Annotated in this window: 22 protein-coding genes; 10 read left to right on the top strand and 12 right to left on the bottom strand. The window is 66.1% G+C overall.

Annotation, left to right across the window (positions count from 1 at the left end):
* Window positions 1–91: 91 nt before the first annotated feature.
* The 4 genes from ACM43_RS13125 to ACM43_RS13110 form a co-directional block, all read right to left on the bottom strand.
* Window positions 92–283 carry a hypothetical protein gene (locus ACM43_RS13125; RefSeq protein ID WP_036006375.1) on the bottom strand — a complete coding sequence of 64 codons (192 nt, stop codon included), beginning with the start codon at window positions 281–283 and terminating at the stop codon, window positions 92–94.
* A 104-nt stretch (window positions 284–387) separates the two neighbouring features.
* Window positions 388–1,296 carry a S49 family peptidase gene (locus ACM43_RS13120; RefSeq protein ID WP_271540467.1) on the bottom strand — a complete coding sequence of 303 codons (909 nt, stop codon included), beginning with the start codon at window positions 1,294–1,296 and terminating at the stop codon, window positions 388–390.
* Between the two features lie 216 nt (window positions 1,297–1,512).
* Window positions 1,513–2,277 (bottom strand): tRNA1(Val) (adenine(37)-N6)-methyltransferase, encoded by a 765-nt coding sequence (locus ACM43_RS13115; RefSeq protein ID WP_271540465.1) that lies wholly within the window; start codon window positions 2,275–2,277, stop codon window positions 1,513–1,515.
* Window positions 2,270–2,497, bottom strand: a complete 228-nt coding sequence (locus tag ACM43_RS13110) for a putative signal transducing protein (RefSeq protein WP_008562067.1) — start codon at window positions 2,495–2,497, stop codon at window positions 2,270–2,272. Before ACM43_RS13110 ends, ACM43_RS13115 begins: the two co-directional genes overlap by 8 nt.
* 133 nt (window positions 2,498–2,630) lie before the next feature.
* On the opposite strand from ACM43_RS13110, the gene ACM43_RS13105 reads away from it, so the two are divergent.
* From ACM43_RS13105 to ACM43_RS13085, 5 genes are all read left to right on the top strand, one after another.
* Window positions 2,631–3,638, top strand: a complete 1,008-nt coding sequence (locus ACM43_RS13105; protein ID WP_271540461.1) for a polyprenyl synthetase family protein — start codon at window positions 2,631–2,633, stop codon at window positions 3,636–3,638.
* Window positions 3,639–4,016: 378 nt separating this feature from the next.
* Entirely contained in the window at window positions 4,017–4,532 is a 516-nt protein-coding gene (locus ACM43_RS13100; RefSeq protein ID WP_271540459.1) for a winged helix-turn-helix transcriptional regulator, read from the top strand.
* A 1-nt stretch (window position 4,533) separates the two neighbouring features.
* Window positions 4,534–5,796, top strand: a complete 1,263-nt coding sequence (gene fabF, locus ACM43_RS13095) for a beta-ketoacyl-ACP synthase II (RefSeq protein WP_271540457.1) — start codon at window positions 4,534–4,536, stop codon at window positions 5,794–5,796.
* Window positions 5,797–5,840: 44 nt separating this feature from the next.
* On the top strand, window positions 5,841–6,473 hold the full coding sequence (locus tag ACM43_RS13090) for a LysE family translocator (RefSeq protein ID WP_271540455.1): 633 nt from the start codon (window positions 5,841–5,843) through the stop codon (window positions 6,471–6,473).
* Window positions 6,466–7,344, top strand: a complete 879-nt coding sequence (locus ACM43_RS13085; protein ID WP_271540453.1) for an alpha/beta fold hydrolase — start codon at window positions 6,466–6,468, stop codon at window positions 7,342–7,344. The genes ACM43_RS13090 and ACM43_RS13085 overlap by 8 nt, the downstream gene beginning before the upstream one ends.
* 113 nt (window positions 7,345–7,457) lie before the next feature.
* Here the strand turns inward: ACM43_RS13085 and ACM43_RS13080 are convergent, their stop codons facing one another.
* From ACM43_RS13080 to ACM43_RS13070, 3 genes are all read right to left on the bottom strand, one after another.
* Window positions 7,458–8,342, bottom strand: coding sequence for a 4-(cytidine 5'-diphospho)-2-C-methyl-D-erythritol kinase (locus tag ACM43_RS13080; RefSeq protein ID WP_271540451.1), 885 nt, complete (start codon window positions 8,340–8,342; stop codon window positions 7,458–7,460).
* A gap of 84 nt (window positions 8,343–8,426) precedes the next feature.
* Entirely contained in the window at window positions 8,427–10,223 is a 1,797-nt protein-coding gene (locus tag ACM43_RS13075) for a tetratricopeptide repeat protein (protein WP_157284776.1), read from the bottom strand.
* 291 nt (window positions 10,224–10,514) lie between these two features.
* Window positions 10,515–12,176, bottom strand: coding sequence for an electron transfer flavoprotein-ubiquinone oxidoreductase (locus ACM43_RS13070; RefSeq protein ID WP_157284777.1), 1,662 nt, complete (start codon window positions 12,174–12,176; stop codon window positions 10,515–10,517).
* 135 nt (window positions 12,177–12,311) lie between these two features.
* Between ACM43_RS13070 and ACM43_RS13065 the strand changes: the two genes are divergently transcribed.
* On the top strand, window positions 12,312–13,118 hold the full coding sequence (locus ACM43_RS13065) for a uracil-DNA glycosylase (protein WP_271540449.1): 807 nt from the start codon (window positions 12,312–12,314) through the stop codon (window positions 13,116–13,118).
* A gap of 151 nt (window positions 13,119–13,269) precedes the next feature.
* On the opposite strand, the gene ACM43_RS13060 is transcribed toward ACM43_RS13065, so the two are convergent.
* The 4 genes from ACM43_RS13060 to ACM43_RS13045 form a co-directional block, all read right to left on the bottom strand.
* On the bottom strand, window positions 13,270–14,778 hold the full coding sequence (locus tag ACM43_RS13060) for a glycosyltransferase family 39 protein (RefSeq protein WP_271540446.1): 1,509 nt from the start codon (window positions 14,776–14,778) through the stop codon (window positions 13,270–13,272).
* Between the two features lie 267 nt (window positions 14,779–15,045).
* The gene (locus tag ACM43_RS13055) at window positions 15,046–15,903 is read right to left on the bottom strand and encodes a ribonuclease HII (protein ID WP_271540444.1); all 858 of its coding nucleotides are present in this window, start codon (window positions 15,901–15,903) and stop codon (window positions 15,046–15,048) included.
* A gap of 76 nt (window positions 15,904–15,979) precedes the next feature.
* Window positions 15,980–16,435, bottom strand: a complete 456-nt coding sequence (locus ACM43_RS13050; protein WP_271540442.1) for a VOC family protein — start codon at window positions 16,433–16,435, stop codon at window positions 15,980–15,982.
* A 24-nt stretch (window positions 16,436–16,459) separates the two neighbouring features.
* Window positions 16,460–17,623: a PA0069 family radical SAM protein gene (locus tag ACM43_RS13045; protein WP_157284781.1), complete on the bottom strand. Its 1,164-nt coding sequence runs from the start codon at window positions 17,621–17,623 to the stop codon at window positions 16,460–16,462.
* A 210-nt stretch (window positions 17,624–17,833) separates the two neighbouring features.
* Here ACM43_RS13045 and ACM43_RS13040 point away from each other — a divergent pair, with 210 nt between their 5' ends.
* Both ACM43_RS13040 and ACM43_RS13035 read left to right on the top strand, forming a co-directional pair.
* A complete protein-coding gene (locus ACM43_RS13040) occupies window positions 17,834–20,248 on the top strand; it encodes a phosphoketolase family protein (protein ID WP_271540439.1) in 2,415 nt (804 codons plus the stop codon).
* Between the two features lie 2 nt (window positions 20,249–20,250).
* Entirely contained in the window at window positions 20,251–21,423 is a 1,173-nt protein-coding gene (locus ACM43_RS13035) for an acetate/propionate family kinase (protein WP_271540437.1), read from the top strand.
* An 88-nt stretch (window positions 21,424–21,511) separates the two neighbouring features.
* Here the strand turns inward: ACM43_RS13035 and ACM43_RS13030 are convergent, their stop codons facing one another.
* Window positions 21,512–22,354 (bottom strand): RMD1 family protein, encoded by an 843-nt coding sequence (locus ACM43_RS13030; RefSeq protein WP_157284784.1) that lies wholly within the window; start codon window positions 22,352–22,354, stop codon window positions 21,512–21,514.
* A 257-nt stretch (window positions 22,355–22,611) separates the two neighbouring features.
* On the opposite strand from ACM43_RS13030, the gene ACM43_RS13025 reads away from it, so the two are divergent.
* Both ACM43_RS13025 and ACM43_RS13020 read left to right on the top strand, forming a co-directional pair.
* On the top strand, window positions 22,612–23,187 hold the full coding sequence (locus ACM43_RS13025; protein ID WP_271540434.1) for a glycosyl transferase: 576 nt from the start codon (window positions 22,612–22,614) through the stop codon (window positions 23,185–23,187).
* 63 nt (window positions 23,188–23,250) lie between these two features.
* Entirely contained in the window at window positions 23,251–24,210 is a 960-nt protein-coding gene (locus ACM43_RS13020) for a bifunctional helix-turn-helix transcriptional regulator/GNAT family N-acetyltransferase (protein WP_157284786.1), read from the top strand.
* Window positions 24,211–24,336 lie beyond the last annotated feature (126 nt).

Genomic DNA, 24,336 nt, shown 5'->3' with positions numbered 1-24,336 from the left:
TCATTCCGGGGCGCCCGCAGGCCGTGGTTCGGATGGATTCCGGGTTCTCGCTTCGCGAGCCCCGGAATGACGAACGCGTGGAGGTGTGCCCTTAACCCGGCCGGTAAGCTCCGGTCACGGGGTCACGCTTCAGCGTCTGGATATCCCCCATGCGGGCGGCCTCGGTGACGCGCGACAGGCGCATCTCCTCAAGCTCCTGGTTGATTCGGATGGCGGTCTTGTAGGCCCAGCGGACCACGGCAAGCCCGCCCAGGACGCCCGCGAAAGCGACGAACGGCGGCATCGGTCGATCCTCGTCTCATGCTCAGCCCCCACACGCATTGTCGCGCAGATGGACCTGCGCCGCAATTGGTGCCGCCCGGACGAAATGGCGCGGGAGCGCGAGACCTAGAACCCGAATTTCGCCCAAATCGCCCGCGTCTCGACTGCCGAGATCAGCTCGTCCGGCAGCCCGGCCATCGATTCCAGAGCCGAAAGCTGCCCCGCGCCGGGCGATTTCCGGCCCAAAAGGCCGGAGAGCAGCCCGGTCGGCTGCGCGATCACGGGGGTGAGAACCTTCTCGCCATAGCGGGAACGAAGAGTTGAGCGGAGATCGCCGATGCTGTCGGCGAGCCCCAGCGCGATCGCGCTGTCCCCCGCCCAGTATTCGCCCGTGAACAGCGTATCGTCGGCTCCCTTCAGCCGGCCGCCGCGGCTTTCCTTGACCAGCGCGATGAAGATCTGGTGGATCTCGCGCTGGATCGCCTTCAGCCTCATGACATCGTCAGGGTTTTCCGGAAGGAACGGGTCGAGCATCGCCTTGTGCTCGCCCGAGGTGTAGAGGCGCCGCTCGATGCCGAGCCGCCTGATCGCCTCCTGAAAACCGAAACTGCCGCCGACCACGCCGATCGAGCCGAGGATCGAGGAGGGATCGCAGATGATCTCGTTGCCCGCGCAGGCGATCATGTAACCGCCGGAGGCCGCGACGTCCTCGACGAACACGAGCACCGGCAGCTTCTTCTCCGCGGCGAGCTGCTTGATGCGCAAGTAGATCTGGCGCGACTGCACCGGCGAGCCGCCGGGCGAGTTGATCACCAGCGCCACGGCCTTGGCGTGCCGATAGGAAAACGCGCGCTCGAGCACCCGCGAGACGCCGGCAAGCGTCAGGCCCGGACGCAGCGGCGTCACCGCACCGATCACACCGGACAGTCGCACCACAGGCACGACCGCCGTGCCGGGACGAAAGCGCGCCGGCAGGTATTGCATGAGCTTGTCGGCCAGGCCGGAACTCTCACGATCGTTCAATTGTTCGGCCATGGCCTTACCTCTGATTAACCATTTCTTATCACGCGAGTGTCATTGAAAGTGCCAGGAACGTGTTTTGCAGAATTCGCGTTGGGAAGCTGCAATACGCAGCGGAAGGAAACGCCATGAAGATCTATCTGCTGTTGCTGCTGATCGGTGCGCTTTTCACGGCGCTTCACTTTACGTCGCCGCAAGAGCAGCAGACGGAATCGCTTCCGCAATAAGCCGTCACGGCCTCGCCAGCGGCAACGCCGCCCTCCCCTCCAGAATATCCTTCACCTCTTTCTTCGGCACGTTTGACTCCTCGTTGAGCATGAGGCCCGGCAGCAATTGCGACGGTGCCCGGCCGCCTTTGACTGCGCGCACCAGCACCCGGATGGCAGGCTTTCCCGCTTCGCCATGAACCGGCAGGATCGCGAGGCTGCCGAAGCCGCGTGACAGCGCTGCCATGACATCGCCAATTCCGTCCGCGCGCCAGATCAAGGTCAGCACGCCGCTCGATCGGAGAATGCGCCGGGCTGCATGCACCCACGCATGCAGCGTCTCCTCCCTCGCCACATGCGCGGTGTGGCGCGCCTGATCCGGCGAGCCGCGATGGCGTGCGGGATCGTTGAAGGGCGGGTTCATCAATACGGCGTCGGAACTGTCGGGCAGAAGTCCGTTCGCTGCAAACGCCTGCGCGTCGGCGGTGACGTCGAGCACGATGACCTCGGCGGGAATCGTGTTCGCTGCGGCGTTCGCCCGCGCGAGCTCTGCCAGTTCCGGATCGATCTCGACGAGGCTCAGCCTGATCCCCACGACGCGCCGCGCCAGCGCAAGGCCCGCCGTGCCGACGCCGGCGCCAAGCTCGACCACGCGGTCACCCGCCCTAGCGTCGGTCGCTGCTGCCAGCAGGACGGCGTCGTGCCCGGCGCGGTGACCTGACCGCTTCTGCATCAAGCGCAACTGCCCGCCGAGAAACGCGTCCTCGGTAATATCCGCGGCCTCAATCATCGCCGCGCAGTTCGTGGCTGAGGCCTGCCTCGGTGAGGAGCGCCCTGGCTTCCTCGGCGTCGTCCTCATGAACCAGGATCCGCCGCGGCAGAATGCCGAGAGACCCCTCGATGATGCTCATGTTCTGGTCCAGCACCAGATGATGGATGTTGGCGCCGTCGAGCAGCGCGCCAATCGCCGACACCAGCACCATATCGTTGGTCCGAACCAGTTCACGCAAAACGGAGGTCTCCTGCCTGAAAGTGGCTAACGCGGCAAATGTCAATGGTTCCGCGGCCCTTGCCGCATCCGCCGCCAGTTTCTATTGTATTTCCATCAGAATAGCCCTTCCGGGGCAAATATTGGAGACCGGCGTGGCCGTCATCGTACCTTTCGAAACCCCCGGCGCGTCGATCGAAGAGCTGGTTGCCCTTGTCGCTCCCGATATGGAGCGCGTCAATGCCACGATCCTGTCGCGGACCGGCTCCGACGTGACCATGATCCCTGAAGTGGCCAACCACTTGATCTCCTCGGGCGGCAAGCGCCTGCGCCCGATGCTGACGCTCGCCATGGCCAACCTCGCCGGCTACAGCGGCGACGGCCACATCAAGTTAGCTGCAAGCGTCGAGTTCATGCACACCGCCACCCTGCTCCACGACGACGTGGTCGACGAGAGCGAGATGCGCCGTGGCAAGCTGTCGGCGCGCATGCTCTGGGGCAACGAGGCAAGCGTGCTGGTCGGCGACTTCCTGCTCGGCCAGGCCTTCCGCATGATGGTCGAGGTCGGCTCGCTGCGCGCGCTCGACATCCTCTCCGCGGCGGCCGCCACCATCGCCGAGGGCGAGGTGATGCAGCTCGCCGCCGCCAAGAACACCGCGACCACCGAGGACGAATATCTCGCCGTGATCCGCGGCAAGACCGCCGAATTGTTCGCCGCCGCCTGCGAGGTCGGCCCCGTGATCGCGAACCGCCCGAAGGCGGAGCAGACCGCCTGCCGCTCGGTCGGCATGAATCTCGGCATCGCCTTCCAGCTCGTCGACGACGTGCTCGACTATGGCGGCAAGAGCGCCAAGCTCGGCAAGAACACCGGCGACGATTTCCGCGAAGGCAAGATCACGCTGCCCGTCGTGCTCGCCTTCCGCCGCGGCAACGACACCGAGCGCGCCTTCTGGATCCGCGCGCTCGAGCGCGGCGAGATCGGCGATTCCGATCTCGATCACGCCATCGGCCTCATGAACAAGCACCGCGCGCTGGAGGACACGCTGATCCGTGCCCAGCACTACGGCGCCATGGCCGTGGATGCGCTGGCGCTGTTCCCGCCCTCGCCGATGAAGAGCGCGCTGGAGCAGGTCGTGGCGTTCTGCTTGGCAAGATCGCATTAGGCGACTGACGCTCACGCTTTGCGCGCTCCCTCCACCCGTCATTGCGAGCATAGCGAAGCAATCCAGAATCCCGCCGCGGAAACAGTCTGGATTGCTTCGCTGCGCTCGCAATGACGGAGTACGCCGCGACGGCACCGCTCGCTCTTGTGTCCCGGACGCGCTGCAGCGTGAAACGCTGCTGCGCAGAGCCGGGATCCATGCGACATCCGCAATCATGGTCAATATGGGCCCCGGCTCTGCAGCGCACCGCTAGGAGGCGCTGCGTCCGGGGCACGAGAGCGCGCTTCATCTCACCAGCAGAACCCAGCCTCACTCGCTCCACATGCCTCCCTATGCAGTCACTTGCATTTTGCAAGTTACTGGCCTACCTTGCCCGCCATGCAGCCCAAATCCCCTTCGATCCTGGAATGCCCGGTCGGCCGCGCGGTGGAGACGGTCGGCGAATGGTGGAGCATCCTGATTCTGCGCGATGCATTTCAGGGTGCGACGAAGTTCGACGAGTTCTCGCAAGGCCTCGGCATTGCGCCCAACATCCTGTCGCGGCGGCTCTCGCATCTCACCGAAAGCGGCATGTTCGTGCGTCGCCGCTATCAGGAGCGCCCGCCGCGCTACGAATATGTGCTGACGGACAAGGCGCGGGATTTCTTCCCCGTGATCGCTACGCTGCTCGCCTGGGGCAACAAGCATCTGGCGCCAAAAGGCGAATCCATCCTGCTGGCGAGCCGCGACGATGTCCGCCCGCTCGAGCCGCTCTTGGTCGATGCCGCCGATAAGCGCCCGATCACGCTCGCCAATGCGGTCGTCGTCGCAGGTCCCCGCGCCAGCCGCGGCATGCGCGCACGGCTTGCTTCGCTCAAGGCCATGAACCCGGCCGTCGCGCCGGCTGGAGACTGACATGCGTCGTATCGTGGTGACGGGAATGGGCGCGGTGTCGCCGCTTGGCTGCGGCGTCGAATTGACGTGGCGGCGGCTGCTCGCCGGGCAAAGCGGGCTGCGCCCGTTGCCGGAATGGGCAGAGGCGCTGCCCGCGCGCATCGCAGGTCTCGTGCCCGACAAGACCGATGATGCCGAAGGCGGTTTCGATCCGGCGCAGGCTGCCGCACCCAAGGATCAGCGCAAGATGGACCGCTTCATCCTGTTCGCGCTGCTCGCGACGGCAGAAGCCGTCGCGAAAGCCAAATGGACACCGCAGGACGCTGGCGCGCTCGAGCGCACCGCGACGATCATCGCCTCCGGCGTCGGCGGCTTTCCCGCCATGGCGGAGGCGGTGCGCGTCACCGAGCAGCGCGGCGCGCGCCGGCTGTCGCCGTTCACGATCCCCTCGTTCCTCGCCAATCTCGCCGCCGGCCACGTCTCGATCAAATACGGCTACAAGGGCGCGCTGGGCACGCCCGTCACGGCCTGCGCGGCGGGCGTGCAGGCGATCGGCGATGCCGCGCGCATGATCCGGTCAGGCGAAGCGGACGTTGCGATCTGCGGCGGCGCGGAGGCCTGCATCGACATCGTCAGCCTCGGCGGCTTTGCGGCCGCTCGCGCGCTATCGAGCGGCTTCAACGACGAGCCAGCGCTCGCCTCGCGTCCGTTCGATCGCAACCGCGACGGTTTCGTCATGGGCGAAGGCGCCGGCATCCTGGTGATCGAGGCGCTGGAGCATGCGCAGGCGCGCGGCGCGACGCCGATCGCCGAGATCGTAGGCTACGGCACGACCGCGGACGCCTATCACATGACCTCGGGGCCGCCCGATGGCGATGGTGCCCGCCGCGCCATGGAGATCGCGCTTCGGCAGGCCAAGCTTGCGCCCGCGGATGTGCAGCACCTGAACGCGCACGCGACCTCGACACCGGCCGGCGACGAGAGCGAGCTCGGCGCCATCGGCGCGCTGTTCGGCCGCAACCGCGGCATTGCCGTGAGCGCGACCAAATCGGCCACGGGTCACCTGCTCGGCGCCGCCGGCGGGCTGGAAGCCATCTTCACCGTGCTCGCATTGCGCGACCAGATCGCGCCGCCCACGCTCAATCTCGAAAACCCCGATGCGAGCGCTGAAGGCATCGATATTGTCGCAGGCAGCGCGCGGCCGATGCCGATGCAGCATGCCATCTCCAACGGGTTCGGCTTCGGCGGGGTCAATGCCAGCGTGATCTTGCGCCGGCTGGGCTGAACAAGAGGCCTTGCAATCGCCGCCCGCTCCGCTACGAAAACGGCATGATCGAAACCAATTTCTGGCTGTTCCTGGCCGCAGCTCTCCTCATTGCCGCCGTTCCCGGCCCTGGCATTTTTTACGTCGCCGCGCGAACCTTGTCGGAGGGGCGTACCAGCGGCTTTGCCTCGACCGCGGGCACGGCGCTGGGCGGACTGGTTCATGTGGTCGCGGGCAGCCTCGGCATCTCCGCCATCATCCTGGCCAGCGCGGAGCTGTTTGCCGCCGTGAAATTCGTCGGCGCGCTCTATCTGGTCTGGCTGGGCATCAAGACCTTTCGCAGCGCCGGCAGCAACCTGTCGCTTGGGAGCGAGCCGATCGGCGACGAGCGCGCGTTCCGCGACGGCGTGCTGGTCGAAGCGCTCAATCCGAAGACCGCGGCATTCTTCCTCGCCTTCATTCCTCAGTTTCTCGATCCGTCGGACTCGAACCCGACGCTGCAATTCATCCTGCTGGGTGCGATCTCGGTGGCGCTGAACACGCTCGCCGATGTCGTGGTAGTCCTGATGGCCTCGGCGACGCGCGCGCAACTAACCGGACGGCCACTTCTGATGCGTCGCCTCACGCAGGGCTCCGGCGTCTTCATCGCCGGCCTCGGCCTCTCGCTCGCTTTGGCGCGGCGGCCGGCAAATGGCTAGCGCCCCGCAAAGCCGCTTCTATGAATCGCACGGCCTGCGGCTGCACTACGCCGACTGGGGCAACGAGGGTGCACCCGCCGCCATCCTGGTGCATGGCGGTCGCGATCATTGCCGCAGCTGGGATCACATCGCGCGTTCGCTGCAACCGCATTTTCGCGTCGTCGCGCCCGACCTGCGTGGTCACGGCGATTCCGACTGGACGAGAGGCGGCAGCTACGCGCTGACAGAATACGTGTACGATCTCGCGCAGCTGGTTCGCACCGTCGCAGCGCCTCAGGTCACCCTGATCGGCCATTCGATGGGCGGCATGGTGAGCCTGATCTTTTCGGGCGCATTCCCCGAACAGGTCACGAGGCTCGTCGTCCTCGACGGCGTGACCATGCTGCCCGATACACCGAAGCCGCCGGCGCATGAGCGCATCGGCAGATGGGTCGGCCAGCTCGACAGACTGCACGACCGCACCCCGCGCCGCTATGCGACGCTCGAGGACGCCGCCGCGCAGATGATGCTTCACAACAAGCGCCTTGCCCGCGACCTCGCGCTGCATCTCGCCAGGCACGGCGCACGGCGGAACGAAGACGGCAGCTACAGCTGGAAATTCGATCCCTATCAGCGCGCCTCCGCGCCACATCGGCTCTGGCCCGACGATCACATCGAGCTGTGGTCGCGGATCACGTGCCCGACGCTGCTGCTCAATGCCGGCGAAAGCTTTCTAGCGGGCGCTCGGTCCGCCGGCCTGGAGCGATACTTCCAGAACGCGCGCGTCAAGACCATCGCTGGAGCGGGACACTGGCTGCAGCACGACAAGCCGCAGGAGGTGTTGGGTGAGATCCGGACGTTTCTGGGATTGACCGGGGAAAGCGGCGAGTAGCTGACTGCCGTAGGGTGGGCAAAGCGAAGCGTGCCCACCGCTTTCACCGCGCAACGGGAATGATCGTGGGCACAGCGCTATCGCGCCTTTGCCCACACTACGGCAGCGGTACCCTAGCTCAACGTGCCCGCATGCACCCACCAGGCGGGGTGATCGCGGCGGATCTTTTCGGCCGCGGCATGCGCCTCCGCGGGCGCGCCGTAGATCGCAAAGCACGTCGCGCCCGAGCCGGACATGCGGGCGAGCTTGACGCCGGCGGAATCGCGCAAGGCGTCCAGCACCTCGCCGATCACAGGCTCGATCCGCAGCGCGGGCGCTTCGAGATCGTTGGCGACGGTCTCGAGAACCTCGACCCAATCGGAAATCGAGGCGCCCTCCTCCGGCCAAGCCGGCGCGCGGATGACGTCGGTGACGCCGACCAGGAGCTCGCCGTTGCGCAGGCCCAGCGCCTGGAACACGTCCTTGGTGGCGACCGGCACGCGCGGATTGACCATGACGCAAGGCATGCTCGGCAGCGCGAGCGGCAGCAGCTGCTCGCCGACGCCGGTCATGTCGCAGGCGCGCGAGAGGAGGCACACCGGCACGTCGGCGCCGGTTGCGAGCGCGACCTTCTGAATGCGGGGATCATCGAGCGACAAATCGTTGAGACGCGCCAGGAGCCGCAGCGCGGCCGCGGCATCCGCCGAGCCGCCGCCGATGCCGGCTGCAACGGGGAGCACCTTGTCGAGCGCGAAGGCGCCCAGCTGCAGGCCAGGGATCGCCTCGGCAAGCAGCTTGGCGGCCTTGAGCACGAGATTGTCGGCGGTGTCGCCGCAGGCGGCAGCCAGCGGCCCAGTCGTGGTGAGCTTCAGCTCCCCGCCCGGCTCCAAGGTGAGCCGGTCGGCGCAGTCGGCAAACGCGACCACGCTTTCGAGATCATGATAACCGTCGGCACGACGGCCGACGACGCGAAGGCTCAAATTGACCTTCGCCCGTCCCTCTTCAATCCACGCCGACATTGGCGATCAGCCCCCAAGACTCACTTGTTTGCGCATGATCCGATCGGAAAACCGCTCCACACTTTTCCGGATCATGCGCCTAGCTTAGCCGCCCTTGCCGTCGTCCTTCTTCTTCTCGGCCTGCGCCGCAGAAGAGTTCGAATTGTCGTCGGGGAGGCCATTGGCGATCTTGGCCTCGATCTTCGGCAGCTCTTCCGGCTCGGGCTTGAGATCGCGCGCATGCGACCACTGGAATTTTGCCTCGAGCGTTCGGCCGACGCGCCAATAGGCGTCGCCGAGGTGGTCGTTGATGGTGGGATCCTCGGGCTTGAGATCGATCGCGCGTTCGAGGTTCTTCACCGCCTCCTCGAAATTGCCGATGCGGTAATAGGCCCAGCCGAGGGAATCGACGATGTAGCCGTCGTCGGGACGCTGCTCGACGGCCCGCTTGATCATCTTCATGCCTTCGTCGAGATTCACGCCCTGGTCGATCCAGGAATAGCCGAGATAGTTGAGGACGTGCGGCTGATCGGGCTGCAGCTCCAGCGCCTTCTTCATGTCGGCCTCGGCCTTGGCCCATTGCTTGGAGCGCTCCTGGCAGATGCCGCGATAATAGTACCAGACGCTATTGGCCTTGTCGTTGCCGGGCGGCAGCACCTCGATGCCGCGCGAATAGGTCGCGCCGCAATCGCCGAACCGCTTGCGGCCGCGCTCGATGTTGCCGAGCGCCATGATGGCTTCGAGGTCCTTGGGATCCTCCGAGGTGACGCCCTTGAGGATCTTGATCGCCTCGTCGGTGCGGTCGGCGGAATCGAGATCGATGGCGAGCTGAATCTGCGCGTTGCGCTTGAGCGGCGAGTTGGCGGGCACGCGCTCGTAGACCTTGATCGCCATCTTCGGCCGCTTGACCGATTCGTAGAGATCGGCGAGCGACAGCAGCGCCAGCGGATGGCTCGGCTGCAGGTAGAGCGAGAGCTGGAGATAGACCAGCGCCAGATCCTCGCCGCCGCGGCGGGTCAGCGTCGCGCCGATGCCGTAGAGCGCTTCGGCGGCGCCGGCCTGCGCGGAATCGACCAGCGGCGGCATCTTCTTGCCGGCCTTGGTCTCGCGCAGGCCTTCCTGGATCAGCGGATGGCGTGCCAGCTTCTTGTCGAAGGCCTGGTAGACATTGGTGGCCGCGGCGGAATCCTTGTTGCGCGACAGCCAGCGCGCATAGGCCTCGGTCACGCGCAGCATGGAATCGTCGAGCTTGTAGGCGCGCTCGAAGCGCGTGCCGGCGTCCTTGTCCTTGCCGGAGAGCTCCAGGATCATGCCGGTGTGGAGATCCTTGAACAGCGGATACCATTCCGGACCTGTCAGCTTGTCGATGGTGGCGACACCACCCTTGGCATCGCCCGCACCATAGGCGGCCCAGCCCGACAGCAGCGTGGCGACGAGATCGGTGATCGGACCACGGATCGACTGATTGATGTTGGTCTGCGCCGCGACGTACTTCTTCAGCTTGAGATCGTGCACGCCGACGACGAGACGGGCGACGCGGTTGGTCTTGTCGATGGTGAGGATGCGCTCGGCGAGCTTGACCGCCTCCTCGATGTCGCCGTCGGCGACCGACGAGATGAAGGCACGGTCGAGCAGCTCGTTGTTCTTGGGATCGGTGCGGAGCGCCGAACGGTAGAATGCGGCGGCCGAGGCCGCGTCGCGCTCGACGCTGGCATGGCGGGCGGCGAGATAGCTGCCGGCACCGGTGAGCGACTTCAGATCGTTTCGCGTCGGAAACTGCGCCGCCGTGTTCTCCGGATGATCCGGCGTCTGCGCCAGGACCGCGCCGGGGACCGTCGCGATCGCGGTGCCCATGAGGGCGATGGCGGCAGCAGTCCAGCGGTTGAAACGATTTGAAAACATCAGGGCTCGCCTTGAGTTGGTGGTGCCTGGGTTTGCAGCAGAAGGCCGTATCGCAAGCGAACGCAGCCGGTGACATCCGGGCCCGGAACCGTCAGGCCGACAATGCCGCTTTTGGCGCTTCGCCGCAAGGATTCGGACCCGGGAAGATCCCCTCCGCACGCCCAAACCGGCCCATTGAAACCGCGCCAGGGCCCCAAGACGCCGCCACTATGGCCTTATCGTGGCCGCGGCGGGTCGCCGCAGCCTCGTCCTCACGGGAACGTGCGTCTGGTCACCCGTGCTATGCGCCCCTCACATCGCCTCGTAGTTCGGGCCGCCGCCGCCCTCCGGGGGAACCCAGGTGATGTTGCCGTTGGGATCCTTCACGTCGCAGGTCTTGCAGTGGACGCAGTTCTGGGCGTTGATCTGGAAGCGCGGGCCGGAGCCCTCCTCGATCCATTCATAGACGCCAGCCGGGCAATAGCGGTTCGAGGGGCCGGCATAGACGTCGTGCTCGGAGCTCTTCTGGAGGTTCATGTCGGTGACCTTCAGATGGATCGGCTGGTCCTCCTCGTGATTGGTGTTGGACAAAAACACCGAGGACAGCTTGTCGAACGTGATCTTGCCGTCGGGCTTCGGGTAGTTCCTGGGCGCGTGGCTCTTGGCCGAATCGAGCGTGGCGCGGTCGGGCTTGACGTGCGACTGCGTGCCAAACAGTGAGGCGCCGAACAGCGTATTGCACCACATGTCGAAGCCGCCCAGCGCGACGCCGAGCACGGTGCCGAACTTCGACCACAATGGCTTGACGTTGCGGACCAGGAATAGGTCCTTACCGACCGATGAGGAGCGCCAGGCGTTCTCGTATTCGACGAGCTCGTCATTGGCGCGGTCGGCGGCGAGCGCGGCCGCAACATGTTCGGCAGCCAGCATGCCGGTGCCCATCGCATTGTGCACGCCCTTGATGCGCGGCACGTTGACGAAGCCGGCCGCGCAGCCGATCAGCGCGCCGCCGGGGAAGCTCAGCTTCGGCACCGACTGATAGCCGCCCTCGGTGATCGCGCGCGCGCCGTAGGCGAGCCGCTTGGCGCCTTCGAAGGTGCCGCGGATCGAGGGATGGGTCTTGAAGCGCTGGAATTCGTCGAACGGGGACAGATAGGGATCGTCGTAGTTGAGATGCACGACAAAGCCGACGGCGACGAGATTGTCGTCGTAGTGATAAAGGAACGAGCCGCCACCGGTCTTGAGGTCAAGCGGCCAGCCGAATGAATGCTGGATCAAGCCCTTCTGGTGCTTGGCGGGATCGATCTGCCAGACCTCCTTGAGGCCGATGCCGAACTTCGGCGGCTCGCTCTTGGCGTCGAGCGCGAACTTGTTGATGAGCTGCTTGGTCAGGCTGCCTCGGGCGCCTTCGGCGAACAGCGTGTACTTGCCGAGCAATTCCATGCCGCGCGTGAAGGAATCCTTCGGCTTGCCGTCGCGGCCGATGCCCATGTCGCCGGTGGCAATGCCCTTGACCTTACCCTCCTCGTCATAGAGCACCTCGGCCGCCGCAAAGCCCGGATAGATCTCGACGCCAAGCGCCTCGGCCTTGCGCGCCAGCCAGCGGCAGACATTGCCGAGCGAGCCGATGTAGCAGTGATGATTGTCCATCAGCGGCGGCATCATGAAATTCGGCAGCTTGATCGCGCCGCCGCCGGTCATCCAGTAGAAGCGGTCGTCCTTGACCTGCGTCTTCAGCGGGCAGTCGGCATCCTCGCGCCAGTCCGGGATCAGCTTGTCGAGGCCCGCGGGATCGATCACGGCGCCCGAGAGGATGTGCGCACCAACCTCGGAGCCCTTCTCCACCACAACGACGTTGAGCTCGGCGTTGAGCTGCTTGAGCCGGATCGCGGCCGACAGACCCGACGGGCCGGCGCCGACGATGACGACGTCGAATTCCATGGATTCGCGCGGGGGAAGTTCTTCGGTGCTCATTTGATCTCAGCCCTTGAGACGGTCCTTGGTCGTTTGCGCCCTCTTGTTTCCGATTTTTCCGGGTAGGACAACCTCGGAATCGCGTTCCGCCGGGATGCAAGGCCGTCCAAGGTGATATAAAAGTCAGACTTTCCCATGATCCCCGAACCCGCACCCACCGTCCGAGAGCTGCTCGCCTTCTATCTGGAGGCCGGTGTCGACTGCGCGCTTGCGGAGGAACCGATAGACCGCCTCGCGGAAATCGATGCGCCGCCACCCAGCCCGCGCGCGGCCCCGCCAGCCGAAGCGCCGCGGCCGGTCGCCGCGCCCGCGGTCATGCGCGGCGAAGCCGCGCCTGCACCGGACGTCGCCATCGCCTCGGCACGCGAAGCCGCACGCACCGCGCCGACCCTGGAGGCGCTGCGCGAGCTGATGCAGAATTTCGAGGGCTGCGCGTTGAAGCACACCGCTACGCGGCTGGTGTTTGCCGACGGCAACCCGCAGGCGCGCATCATGTTCGTCGGCGAGGCGCCGGGCCGCGACGAGGACATCGAGGGACTGCCTTTCGTCGGGCGCAGCGGCAAGCTGCTCGATCTGATGATCGGAGCCATCGGCCTCAACCGCACCACCGCCTACATCGCCAACGTCATTCCCTGGCGGCCGCCCGGCAACCGCACGCCGACGCCGCAGGAGACGCAAATCTGCCTGCCCTTCATCCAGCGCCAGATCGAGTTGGTGAACCCCGACGTGCTGGTGACGCTTGGCAATCCTTCGACACAGACGCTGCTGTCGACGCGCGAAGGCATCATGCGCACGCGTGGGCGCTGGTTCGACTACGACACCGGCCAGCGGGTGATCCGCGCGCTGCCGACGTTTCACCCGGCCTACCTCTTACGCTCGCCGGCCTACAAGCGGCTGGCCTGGCAGGATCTGCGGGCGATCGCGAAGGTGCTGGCGGGTTAGCGAGCTCTCGTGTCCCGGACGCGGTGCGGCACCCAGTGACGCTCCGCAGAGCCGGGACCCAGAAACGCAAGATAGTACGATGCGGCGAGATGGGCCCCGGCTCTGCGGCGCACCGCCGAAGAGGCGCTGCGCCGCGTCCGGGGCACGAGACCTACGTCCCCTTCGGCCGCACGATGGCCCAGCCGATTCGCAACAGCTGCTGCCGGCCGGTCACCAGCCATTCAAAGGCGCGCGGCACTTCCGGCACGATGCCGGGAAAGCGCTTGACGATCTCGGGCGGCGGCGTGCCGGCGGTATCGGAGGCGCGCCAGACCACGACGCCGCCGGTCTCGCTGAACTTGGTCTGGCTCATCCACGGCGTCCGCGCGGGGGCGGCGTCGATGAACAGGTGCGGCCGGCCGGAATGAAGCGCGATCAGGCTGGCGAGCTGGGTCTCGCCGGCGACGGCGCGCAGGCGATGGTTGGTGCGGCGGGCGAAGCTCTCGTCGAAGAAGTCCGAGATCGCGCGCGCCGGCATCGAGGTCGCAATTTCGCTAGTGCCCGTCCAAGGCAGGAACAGGACGGCGAGCACCACGCCGGCGGCGGGCGCGGCGACGGCGGCGGCCCAGACCACGCGCAGCATGCGCGCGCGGCGCATCGCGATGAGATCGCCGGCCGCGACGACCACGGCAAGCCCCGACATGATCAGCACGACACCGGGGCCGCCGACGACGGATTCGAGCCCGAGCAGACCGGAGATCAGCACCGCGCCGAGCGGCAGAGCGAACGCGAAGAAATAGACGAAGTTGCGCGCGAGCGGCTCGACCGGCGGGCGGTAGATGATCGGTGGCTCCTCGCCCTTGCCGGCGAACATTCCGGTGTTGAGCAAGGTCAGCGCCGGGATCGCAGCCGCCCCGAGCGCGAGCCCGCCGAGCAGCCAGACCGCATGTAGCGCACGGTCTTTGAGCTCGGCGACTGGCGGCAAGGCCGGCAGTGTTAGCGTCTCGGCACGCATCAGAAAGACCGCATAGGGCAGCGCCAGCACGGCGACGACGATCAGCGCGAACAGCGGATCGAGTCCGCGCAGCGTCCGGCGGCCGCCGGCGGTCGAAACCGCGAAGACGACGATCAGCAGCAGCAGGTAGATCGCGGCGGGGGTCGTCAGCAGCAGGAGGCCGGCTTCGATCGACCAGGCGAACCAGGCATTGCCGCGGCGCTGGCCAATGATCTGCCAGGAGTGCAGCAGTAACAGCGCCCAGAGCGGCCGCGCCAGGATCAGCGGACCGAAGTCCAGCGCGGACGAGGAGAAGGCCAGCACCGTCATGGTGAGCAGCACGGCAAGCACGGCCTGCTGCGAGCCGACCACGGCACGGGAGAGATGATAGAGCGCGATGAAGGTCGCGATCTCGCAGAGCTGGGCGAGCACATAGACGCCGAGCATGTGGCCGCCGGCGGCGCGATAGGCGATGTCGGCAAGCCAGACCGCAAGCGGCGGGCCGAGATCGGTGCCGACCTGGTATTCCCTGCCGAAGGCCAGAAGGGTCGCGAGAGTGCCGGGCGGGCTGCGGTAGAACACCAGCGCCACTAACAGCCACATCGCGGCCTGCAGCAGCACCGCAATCCAAACGATCAGCCGCGGCCGGGCGCGAATGAGCTCGATGACCAGGGAGGTAAACCGCATGCAACGTCCGAAGGTGCAGCCAACCCGTCCAGCCGGCCCCATTTGCTCGCGTCTGTTTTGATAAAGGGCGCTGTGCGTCGTGGCAACTTCGGTCTGCTCCCTCTCCCCGTTCTTACGGGGAGAGGGCCGGGGTGAGGGGCTGCATCCGCGAGCACGGCAACAGTTGGACTCGCGGAGAGTCCCCCTCACCCGGAATGCATCTGCGATGCATTCCGGCCTCTCCCCGCAGGCGGGGAGAGGCGAAGGGGCGCTGCCGAAAGAGAAATCCTAGAGGCCGGCGGAAGCGTCGATCTCGACGCTCGCCTCCACCTGCACCTCGACCTCGGTCACCGAGAACAGGTCCTGCACCGGCTCGACGGTCCAGGGCATGTGCTTGGCGCGGGCGGCGGCGACGGGGGCGAAGAAGCTGCGGTGGTGGATGGAGGGGCCGAGGCGATCGAGCGCGTCGAGATGCTCTGGCACGGCATAGCCCTTGTGCTGCTCGAAGCCGTAGCCCGGGCAGTCCTGCGCCAGCGCGCACATCAGCCGGTCCCGGGTGACCTTGGCGACGATGGAGGCCGCGGCGATCGACAGCACGATACCGTCGCCGCCGATCACCGCCTCGCAGTCGCATGCGGTGTCGAGCCGGTCGCGGCCGTCGACGAAGACGTGCCTGGGCGCCTCTGGAAGGGCCACCACGGCGCGCTTCAACGCCCACAGCGAGGCGCGCAGGATGTTGTCGCGGTCGATTCGCGCCGGCGAGGCGACGGCGACCGAGACCTGCGCGGTGGCGCAGATCTTGTCGAACAGCTTTTCGCGCTCCTCGGCGGTCAGGCGCTTGGAATCGTCGATGCCGCGGGGAATCCGGTCGGGATCGAGAATCACCGCGGCGGCCACCACGGGACCTGCGAGCGGGCCGCGGCCCGCCTCGTCGCAGCCCGCGACCGGCCAGACGCCGCGCTTGATCAGCGCGCGCTCGCGGCGGAAGCTCGGGGGAGCAACGGCGATGATGCCCTTCTTGCCCGCAGGAACCTTCGCCGCATCGGCCGCAGAGATCTTTGCCGCCTTGGCGGGCACAGCCTTCTGCGCGGCCTTCTTCTTTGGCGCGGCTTTGGCTGGGGTCTTGGCGGAGGGGTCCCGAATCATGGCTGGGATCGTGCGCACGCAGCTTCGCCGACGCAACCGGGAACCCAGGATATTCCCGTTATTCAGGCCGCCCGCCCTACTCCGCCAGATGCACCCGCCGGTCCTCGCCCACCTTGATACCGGGCGCGACCACGACTTCCCAGACATGTGCATCGGGATCGGCAAAATAGCCGCAATAGCCGCCGTAATCGGTCGCGTGCGCCGCCTTGAGCAAGGTGGCCCCCTTCTCCACGGCGAAGGCCAGCACCTCGTCGACCTCCTCGCGGGTCGCGCAATTCCAGGCGAGCGTCATGCCGCGAAAGGTCGTGGGCCTCGGCTGGTCCTCCAAGGACGCGTCCGCGGCGAGCCGATCCCAGTGATAAAGCGCGAGCACCGGACCGCCGGTGTCGTAGAACGCAACCGCCTCGCCGGTCTCCTTCAGCCGGCGCGAGAAACCGAGCGCTTCGTAGAAGGCGATGCTGGCGCGGATGTCGTTCACACCGAGCGTGATGACGGTCAGCCGCGGCACCGGCACGGCGAGTTCCTTAAGCATGCGACACCTCTTGCACGTGTCCGCTCAAAACAGGCTGAGCTGATCGCCGTTCCGCTTCGGCCGCGCAAAGTGATCAATGGTCAGCTTTGAGCGCCGCTTGTTGAGGCCGAGCCGCTCGCAGGCGATCTCGAAACGGCGGCCGATGGTCCAGGCCATCGGTCCGGTGCCCTTCATCCGCTCGCCCCATTTGGCGTCGTAATCGCGCCCGCCGCGCATGTCGCGGATCAGGGTAAAGACGTGGCGATAGCGGTCCGGATAGTTCGCCATCAGCCATTCGCGGAAGAGATCGCGCACCTCCAGCGGCAGCCGCAACAGCACATAGGCGGCTTCCTTGACGCCGGCATGGGCGGCGGCGTCGAGGATGCGCTCGATCTCGGAATCGTTCAGCGCGGGGATCACGGGCGCGACCATCACCGTGGTGGGAATGCCGGCCTCCGAGAGCTGCTTCAGCGCCTCCAGCCGCTTCGGCGGCGTCGAGGCCCGCGGCTCCATGGTGCGCGCCAGCTTCGGATCGAGCGAGGTGACCGAGATCGCGACCTTGGCGAGGTTGCGCTTGGCCATCCGCTGGAGAATGTCGATGTCGCGCAGCACCAGCGCCGATTTGGTGACGATGCCGACGGGATGCGAGGTGCGCTCCAGCACTTCCAAAATGCCGCGCATGATTTTGCGCTCGCGCTCGATCGGCTGGTAGGGATCGGTGTTGGTGCCGATTGCGATCATTCGCGGCTCGTAGCCGGGAGCCGCAAGCTCCTTCTCGAGCAGCGAAGGCGCCTCGGGCTTCACGAACAGTTTTGACTCGAAGTCGAGCCCCGGCGACAGGCCGAGATAGGCATGGGTCGGCCGCGCGAAGCAATAGACGCAGCCGTGCTCGCAGCCGCGATACGGATTGATCGAGCGGTCGAAACCGATGTCGGGGGAATCGTTGCGGGTGATCACCTTGCGTGAGGTGTCGACCGCCACCGTCGTCTTGAACGGCGGCAGCTCGTCCAGGCTCTGCCAGCCGTCATCGAAAGCGACGCGCGCTTCTGCCTCGTAGCGGCCGCTGGCATTGGATTGTGCGCCCCGCCCTCGCCTTCGCGCGCGGTCGATGGCGACGCCAAGCTCGGGGAAATCTGAAGGCGCACCCGCCGGCTCGGAGGGCGCCGTGACCGGCGGGTGCTTGAGAGCATGAGAGGATGCTGGACTCATGCATCCAAGATAGCAGGTCATAGGAACAAATCAAGAACACAAACCAAAAGCGGGAAAACAACCCCATGCACAGTAGAGCTGCCCAAACTTCGCGCGCCCGCCTTTGACCTCACGCAACACGGCCGTCACGACCATCCCGTTTCATGGCGGGCGGATCGATCGCCCCGGAACCGGGTTGGTGACGATCGCGAAGTGAAGGTCGGCAGGAACATGACAATCCACCAAAAAACGGCCGAAGCGAGCAGCGACCTCGATCTGCTCGATCGCTATTGGCGCGCCGCCAACTACCTCTCGGTCGGGCAGATCTACCTGCTCGACAATCCGCTGCTGCGCGAGAAGCTGCGGCCCGAGCACATCAAGCCGCGTCTGCTGGGTCATTGGGGCACGACGCCGGGCCTGAACTTCATCTACGCCCATCTCAACCGCGTCATCCGGGCGCTCGATGTCAACGTGATTTATGTCTGCGGTCCCGGCCATGGCGGTCCGGGCATGGTCGCCAACACTTATCTCGAAGGCAGCTACAGCGAGATCTATCCCGATATTGCGCGCGACACGGACGGATTGCGCAAGCTGTTTCGGCAGTTCTCCTTCCCCGGCGGCATCCCGAGCCACGCCGCGCCGGAAACGCCGGGCTCCATCCACGAAGGCGGCGAGCTCGGCTATGCGCTGGTGCACGCCTATGGCGCCGCATTCGACAACCCGGATTTGATCGTCGCCTGCGTGGTCGGCGACGGCGAGGCCGAGACCGGGCCGCTCGCTGCGTCCTGGCACTCCAACAAGTTCCTGAACCCCGCCCATGACGGCGCGGTGCTGCCGATCCTGCATCTCAACGGCTACAAGATCGCGGGCCCCACCGTGCTCGGACGGATGCAGGACGCCGAGATCCGGGACCTCTTCCGCGGGTTCGGCCACGAGCCGCTGTTCGTCACGGGCGACGATCCCAAATTGATGCACCAGGCCATGGCCGATGCGCTGGACGTCGCATTCGCCAGCATCCGCTCGATCCAGCAACATGCCCGCGACGGTCGCACAAGCGTCGAGCGGCCGCGCTGGCCGATGATCGTGCTGCGCAGCCCGAAGGGCTGGACCGGCCCGAAGGAGGTCGACGGCAAGAAGGTCGAGGGTTTTTGGCGCGCGCATCAGGTGCCAGTCGCAGGCTGCCGCGAGAACCCGGCGCATCTCAAGGTGCTCGAAGACTGGATGCGCAGCTACGAGCCGGAAAAGCTGTTCGATGGCAACGGCGCCCTCGTTGCCGAGCTTCAGGCGCTCGCGCCCGACGGCGTCAGGCGCATGGGCGCCAATCCGCATGCCAATGGCGGCGTGCTGAAGAAGGAGCTGAAGCTGCCCGACTTCCGCAGCTTCGCGATCGAGGTGCCGCAGCCCGGCGAGGTCGTGGCGGAAGCCACGCGCGAGCTCGGCAAATTCCTGCGCGACGTCATTCGCCTGAATGCGAAGGCGCGCAATTTCCGCATCATGGGCCCGGACGAGACGGCATCGAACCGGCTCGACGCCGTGTTCGAGGTCACCGAACGCGTCTGGATGGAGCCGACCGAACCTTACGACGTGCACCTCGCCCAGGACGGCCGCGTGATGGAGGTGCTGAGCGAGCATCTCTGCCAGGGCTGGCTGGAGGGCTACCTGCTCACGGGACGGCACGGCTTCTTCTCCTGCTACGAGGCCTTCACCCACATCGTGGATTCCATGTTCAACCAGCACGCCAAATGGCTGAAGGTGACGCGGGAGCTGCCGTGGCGACGTCCGATCGCCTCGCTCAATTATCTGCTGACCTCGCATGTCTGGCGCCAGGACCATAACGGCTTCAGCCATCAGGACCCCGGTTTCGTCGATCTCGTCGCCAACAAGAAGGCCGACATCGTCCGCATCTACTTCCCGCCGGACGCCAACACGCTGCTGTGGATCGCCGACCACTGCCTGCGCACCTATAACCGCATCAACGTGATCGTCGCCGGCAAGCAGCCGGCGCCGCAATGGCTGTCGATGCAGGACGCGGCGACGCATTGCGATGCCGGCATCGGCATCTGGACCTGGGCGGGAACGGAGGATGGAAAGGGCGAGCCCGACGTGGTGATGGCCTGCGCCGGCGACGTGCCGACGCTGGAGACGCTCGCTGCCGTCGACCTCCTGCGCAAGACGCTGCCGGACTTGAAGATCCGCGTCGTCAACGTCGTCGACCTCATGACGCTGCAGCCGAGGGAGCAGCATCCGCACGGCCTGTCCGACCGCGACTTCGACAGCCTGTTCACGCGCGACAAGCCTGTGATCTTTGCCTATCACGGCTATCCCTATCTCATTCACCGGCTGACCTATAGCCGCACCAACCATGCCGGAATGCATGTGCGCGGCTTTGCCGAGGAGGGCACCACGACGACGCCCTTCGACATGGTCGTGCTCAACGAACTCGACCGCTATCACCTTGCGATCGAGGCGATCGAACGCGTGCCGGGACTGGCGACCAAGGCTGCGCAGGTGAAGCAGCAATTCCGCGACAGACTGATCGAACACTCCCGCTATGTCCGTGAGCATGGTGAGGACATGCCTGAGATTCGTGACTGGGTCTGGCAGAACAGCGCCGGCGGCAACACGCCGGCCGAGGCCGGCGACTAGCGATGCCGGACACGGTCCTCGTCCTCAACGCGGGATCGTCGAGCATCAAGTTCGGCCTGTTCGATGTCGCGGCGGCCGAGCCCGCCCTGCTCTGCAAGGGCCTGCTGGACGAGCACGAGGCCAAACCCCGGCTGGTGGTGAAAGGCCCTGCAGGCGAAGACCTGTTCGAGACAAGCAAGCAGGCGCCGCAGGCAGCCGGCGACCATCTGTTCGCGGACGTGCTCGCCTTCATCGAGGACCGGTTCGGTGGACGCAGCCTGCGGGCCGTCGGCCATCGCATCGTGCACGGCGGGGCGGATTATTCAGGCCCGGTGGTCCTGATGGACGACATCATTGCGAAACTGGAGGCCTTGACGCCGCTGGCGCCGCTGCACCAGCCGCGCTGCCTCGCGCCGGTGCGAACGCTGGCGGCGATCCGGCCCGAGCTGACGCAGATCGCGTGTTTCGACACCGCCTTCCACCACGGCCTCGCGCCGCCCGCGAGCCGCTTCGCCATTCCCAGGCGATTCGAGGCGCGTGGCGTCAGGCGCTACGGCTTTCACGGCCTCTCGTTCGAATATGTCGCGGGACGCCTGGCCGAGATCGCGCCGGAGCTCGTGGCCAAGCGCACTGTCATCGCGCATCTCGGCAATGGCGCCAGCCTCTGCGCCTTGCGCGATAGCCGCAGCATCGACACCACGATGGGGCTGACGCCGCTCGACGGCCTCGTCATGGGCACGCGCTGCGGTGCGATCGATCCGGGCGTGCTGCTCTATCTGCAACAGTACGAGAACATGTCGGCCCGGGAGGTCCAGCACCTGCTCTATCACGAGTCAGGCCTGCTTGGCGTTTCCGGCATCTCCGCGGACATGCGTACACTGCTGGCGAGTAGCGAGGCTGCGGCGCGCGAGGCGGTCGATCTCTTCACCTTTCGTGCGGCGCAGCAGGTCGCGATGATGGCGGCCACGCTCGGCGGCCTGGATTGTCTGATCTTCACCGGCGGCATCGGCGAACATGCCAGGGAGATCCGCGGCGCCATCGGCCAGCGTCTCGCCTGGATGGGCGTGCGCATCGACGCCGCAAGCAACGATGCCGCGCGCGAGCGCATCAACGGCAACGACAGCACCGTCGCGGTCTTCGTTATTCCCACCAACGAAGAGATGATGATCGCGCGCCATTGCGCGGCGCTGATCTAGGGGGTTATGCCATTGCGGAAACACCCTCTCCGCAGGCGGAGAGGGTGTGCACTTACGTTGTAGCAATCAAACCTGAACTCATCGTGCTTTAGTGACCGCGGCCGGTCAGGAGCTGAAAAGTCCCCATCGCGATCTCGATCACGATCAGCACCACGATCGCGATCTCCAGGCGCAGCGAGCGCTGGGTGTCGATGATGTCGGTCAGCGCGTTGGCGGTCTCCGATACCGCGGTGAGCTTGCGCTCGAGCGTGTCGAGGCGCTCCTTCAGCTCGTACTCGTCCTCGAGACGGGAATACAGCCGATCGAGCTCGGGCTTCTCCCAGAGCACGTCGGGCTTCTCGGCGACCGCGACGCGGCCGGCAACGCGCTGCTGTACCAGCAGCGCGTTGCCGATCAATTGCAGAATGCCCGTGCGCCGACGCGGGGTGCGGCCGTGTTCGGCGAGCTCCCGTGCAAACGGCTCGATGACGTCGAACACCGCGGCGACGCGGCGCTCGTCGCGCGCCAGCGACGTGCTCTTTGCGAGCGCATCGGCAACCAGCAGCAGCCGGTCGTCGGAGAACTTGGCGAGGCAGATCGGCCCGCCCGGCTGGATCGTCTCGCCCGCTTCCTCGTTGCAGAGCTGCGCCTGCGCGATCTCCTCCTCGTACGGGCTGAGCTCTCCGGTCACGCGTGATTTCAGGCTGTCGACGAGAACCTTCTCCTCCGACGGCAACAGCCCGATCAGCACGACCACGCCATAGCGAAAGATCACGGCAAGGCCGGCATGAACGCGGAAGGCGGCCGGCGTCGAGGACACCAGCGTGCCGATCTCCAAGTTGGAAGCATTGATGCGGTCGCCCAGCATCAGCGCCCGGATCCGCAAGGTCGGTGCGGCCTCCTGCTTCGGCGATTTTGGCGCCGTGCCAACGGCGAGATGATCGGCGTTCATGCAAGGTCTCTCCCGGGCAGCGAAAGGTCGCTACGAAGCATCGGGGATAATACCGTCAGGATCGGCTTGTGCCGAAACATTCGGCAATATTATCAGCCCGCGCCTGGCACATCTGGCCGCGATGAACTCGCGGCAGTTTACCATCGCACGCCGAAGCCCCTTCCGAAAGTTGCACTCGGCAGCGCGACGGGTTTATGACAACATCATGCAACGCAACGCTACGCTTCTCCCGAAGTGCGGAAACTGAAGCCTCAATCATGCTGAGCGTCATCATTCCGACCGAAGGTGTCGAGCAGACGGCGGTCGCAACCCTGGCCGCGCTGGTGCCCGGCGCCGCAGCCGGCGTGATCCGGGAAGTGCTTCTGGTCGACGGCACGCGCAACGGCGTCATCGAGCGTGTTGCCGACGTCGCGGGCTGCCGTTTCATCGGCTTCGATGGGCATTCGCAAGGCGCTGCGCTCGCTGCCGGCGCGCGCCAGGCCCGATCGCCCTGGCTGATGTTCCTGCCTGCGGGCGCGGTGCTGGAAACCGGCTGGATCGAGGAAACCACCCAGTTCATCCAGGCCGTCGCCACCAGCGGCCGGGATCGTGCGGCGGTGTTCCGCTATGCCCGTTCGCCCTACGCAAATACCGCAGTGCGCGACGTCCTCTGGGCGGTGGCGCGCAGGCTCGTCGGTCCGCTCGGCGATCAAGGACTGCTGATCGCGCGTGATCATTACGAGCGGATCGGCGGATATCCGCCTCACGCCCGGCATTCCGAGGCGCGGCTGCTCCGGCGGCTCGGCCGGTCGTCCCGGACCATGCTGCGCAGCCGGATCGTGATGGTCGGCTGAAGCGCCGAGATACTTGCCAACGTCAATCAATTAATTGACAATGGCAAATATCGAGGTGATCCCATGCTATCAAAAGCTTCGCCGTCAAGCGCCGTGGCCGAACAGGCTGCCGACGACCACGTCGCGGCGGTTCGCGCCTTCAACCGCTTCTACACCCGCAAGCTCGGTGTGCTCGACCAGCACCTCGGCAAGAGCCCGTTCTCGCTCAGCGAGGCGCGGGTGCTCTACGAGCTCGCCCATCGCGACGACCTTGCCGCAAAAGAGATCGGACACGAGCTCGGTCTCGATCCAGGCTATCTCAGCCGCATCGTCCAGAGCTTCGACGAGAAGGGGCTGATCACGCGAAAGCCGCTGCCCGCGGACCGCAGGCAGTACCAGCTCAGCCTGACCGCCAAAGGCCGGCAGGCTTTCGCCAAGCTGAACCTGAGCTCGCAAAACGAGGTCGCCGCGATGCTGGCTCAGCTTTCGCCCGGCGATGCGACGCGGCTCACGCAGGCGATGGCGACCATCGAGGCCGTGCTGGAGCAACGCCGAAGCTCGCCCGCTTCTTTCATGCTGCGCAGCCATCGCGTCGGCGATATGGGTTGGGTCGTCTCCCGCCAGGCTGCCGCCTACGCCGCGGACTACAATTGGGACATCAGCTACGAGGCGCTGGTCGCCGAGATCTGCGCACAGTTCATCAGGAATTACGACGCCGCGCGCGAGCACTGCTGGATCGCCGAGGCCGGCGGCGAGCCGGTCGGCTCGGTGTTCCTGGTCAAGGCCACGGACGAGATCGCCAAACTCCGCCTGTTGCAGGTTGAGAAGAAAGCACGGGGCCTCGGCGTCGGCCGCGCCCTCGTCGAGCAATGCATCCAGGGCGCCCGCGAGCGCGGCTACAGCAAGATGACGCTGTGGACGCAGAGCATTTTGGTGGCCGCGCGGGGGATTTATCAAAGCGCGGGATTCAAGCTGGTGAAGGAAGAGAAGCATCGCAGCTTCGGTGCCGACCTGGTCGGCGAGACGTGGGAGCTGGATCTGTAACCGTCTTAATTGGCAACGCGCGCGCCGCGGCGTCTTACCCTCCCCTGGAGGCAGGGCTATCGCATGTGGCCTAGGAGTTCGAAGAAGAAGGTATCGTTCCAGCCGGCGCGCTTGAGCTTGAGGCGC

The sequence above is a fragment of the Bradyrhizobium sp. CCBAU 45321 genome (genome assembly GCF_028128975.1).
GTDB lineage: Bacteria > Pseudomonadota > Alphaproteobacteria > Rhizobiales > Xanthobacteraceae > Bradyrhizobium > Bradyrhizobium yuanmingense.
Note: the sequence above shows the minus strand (reverse complement) of the source record. Positions and strands in the feature narration are given on the sequence as shown.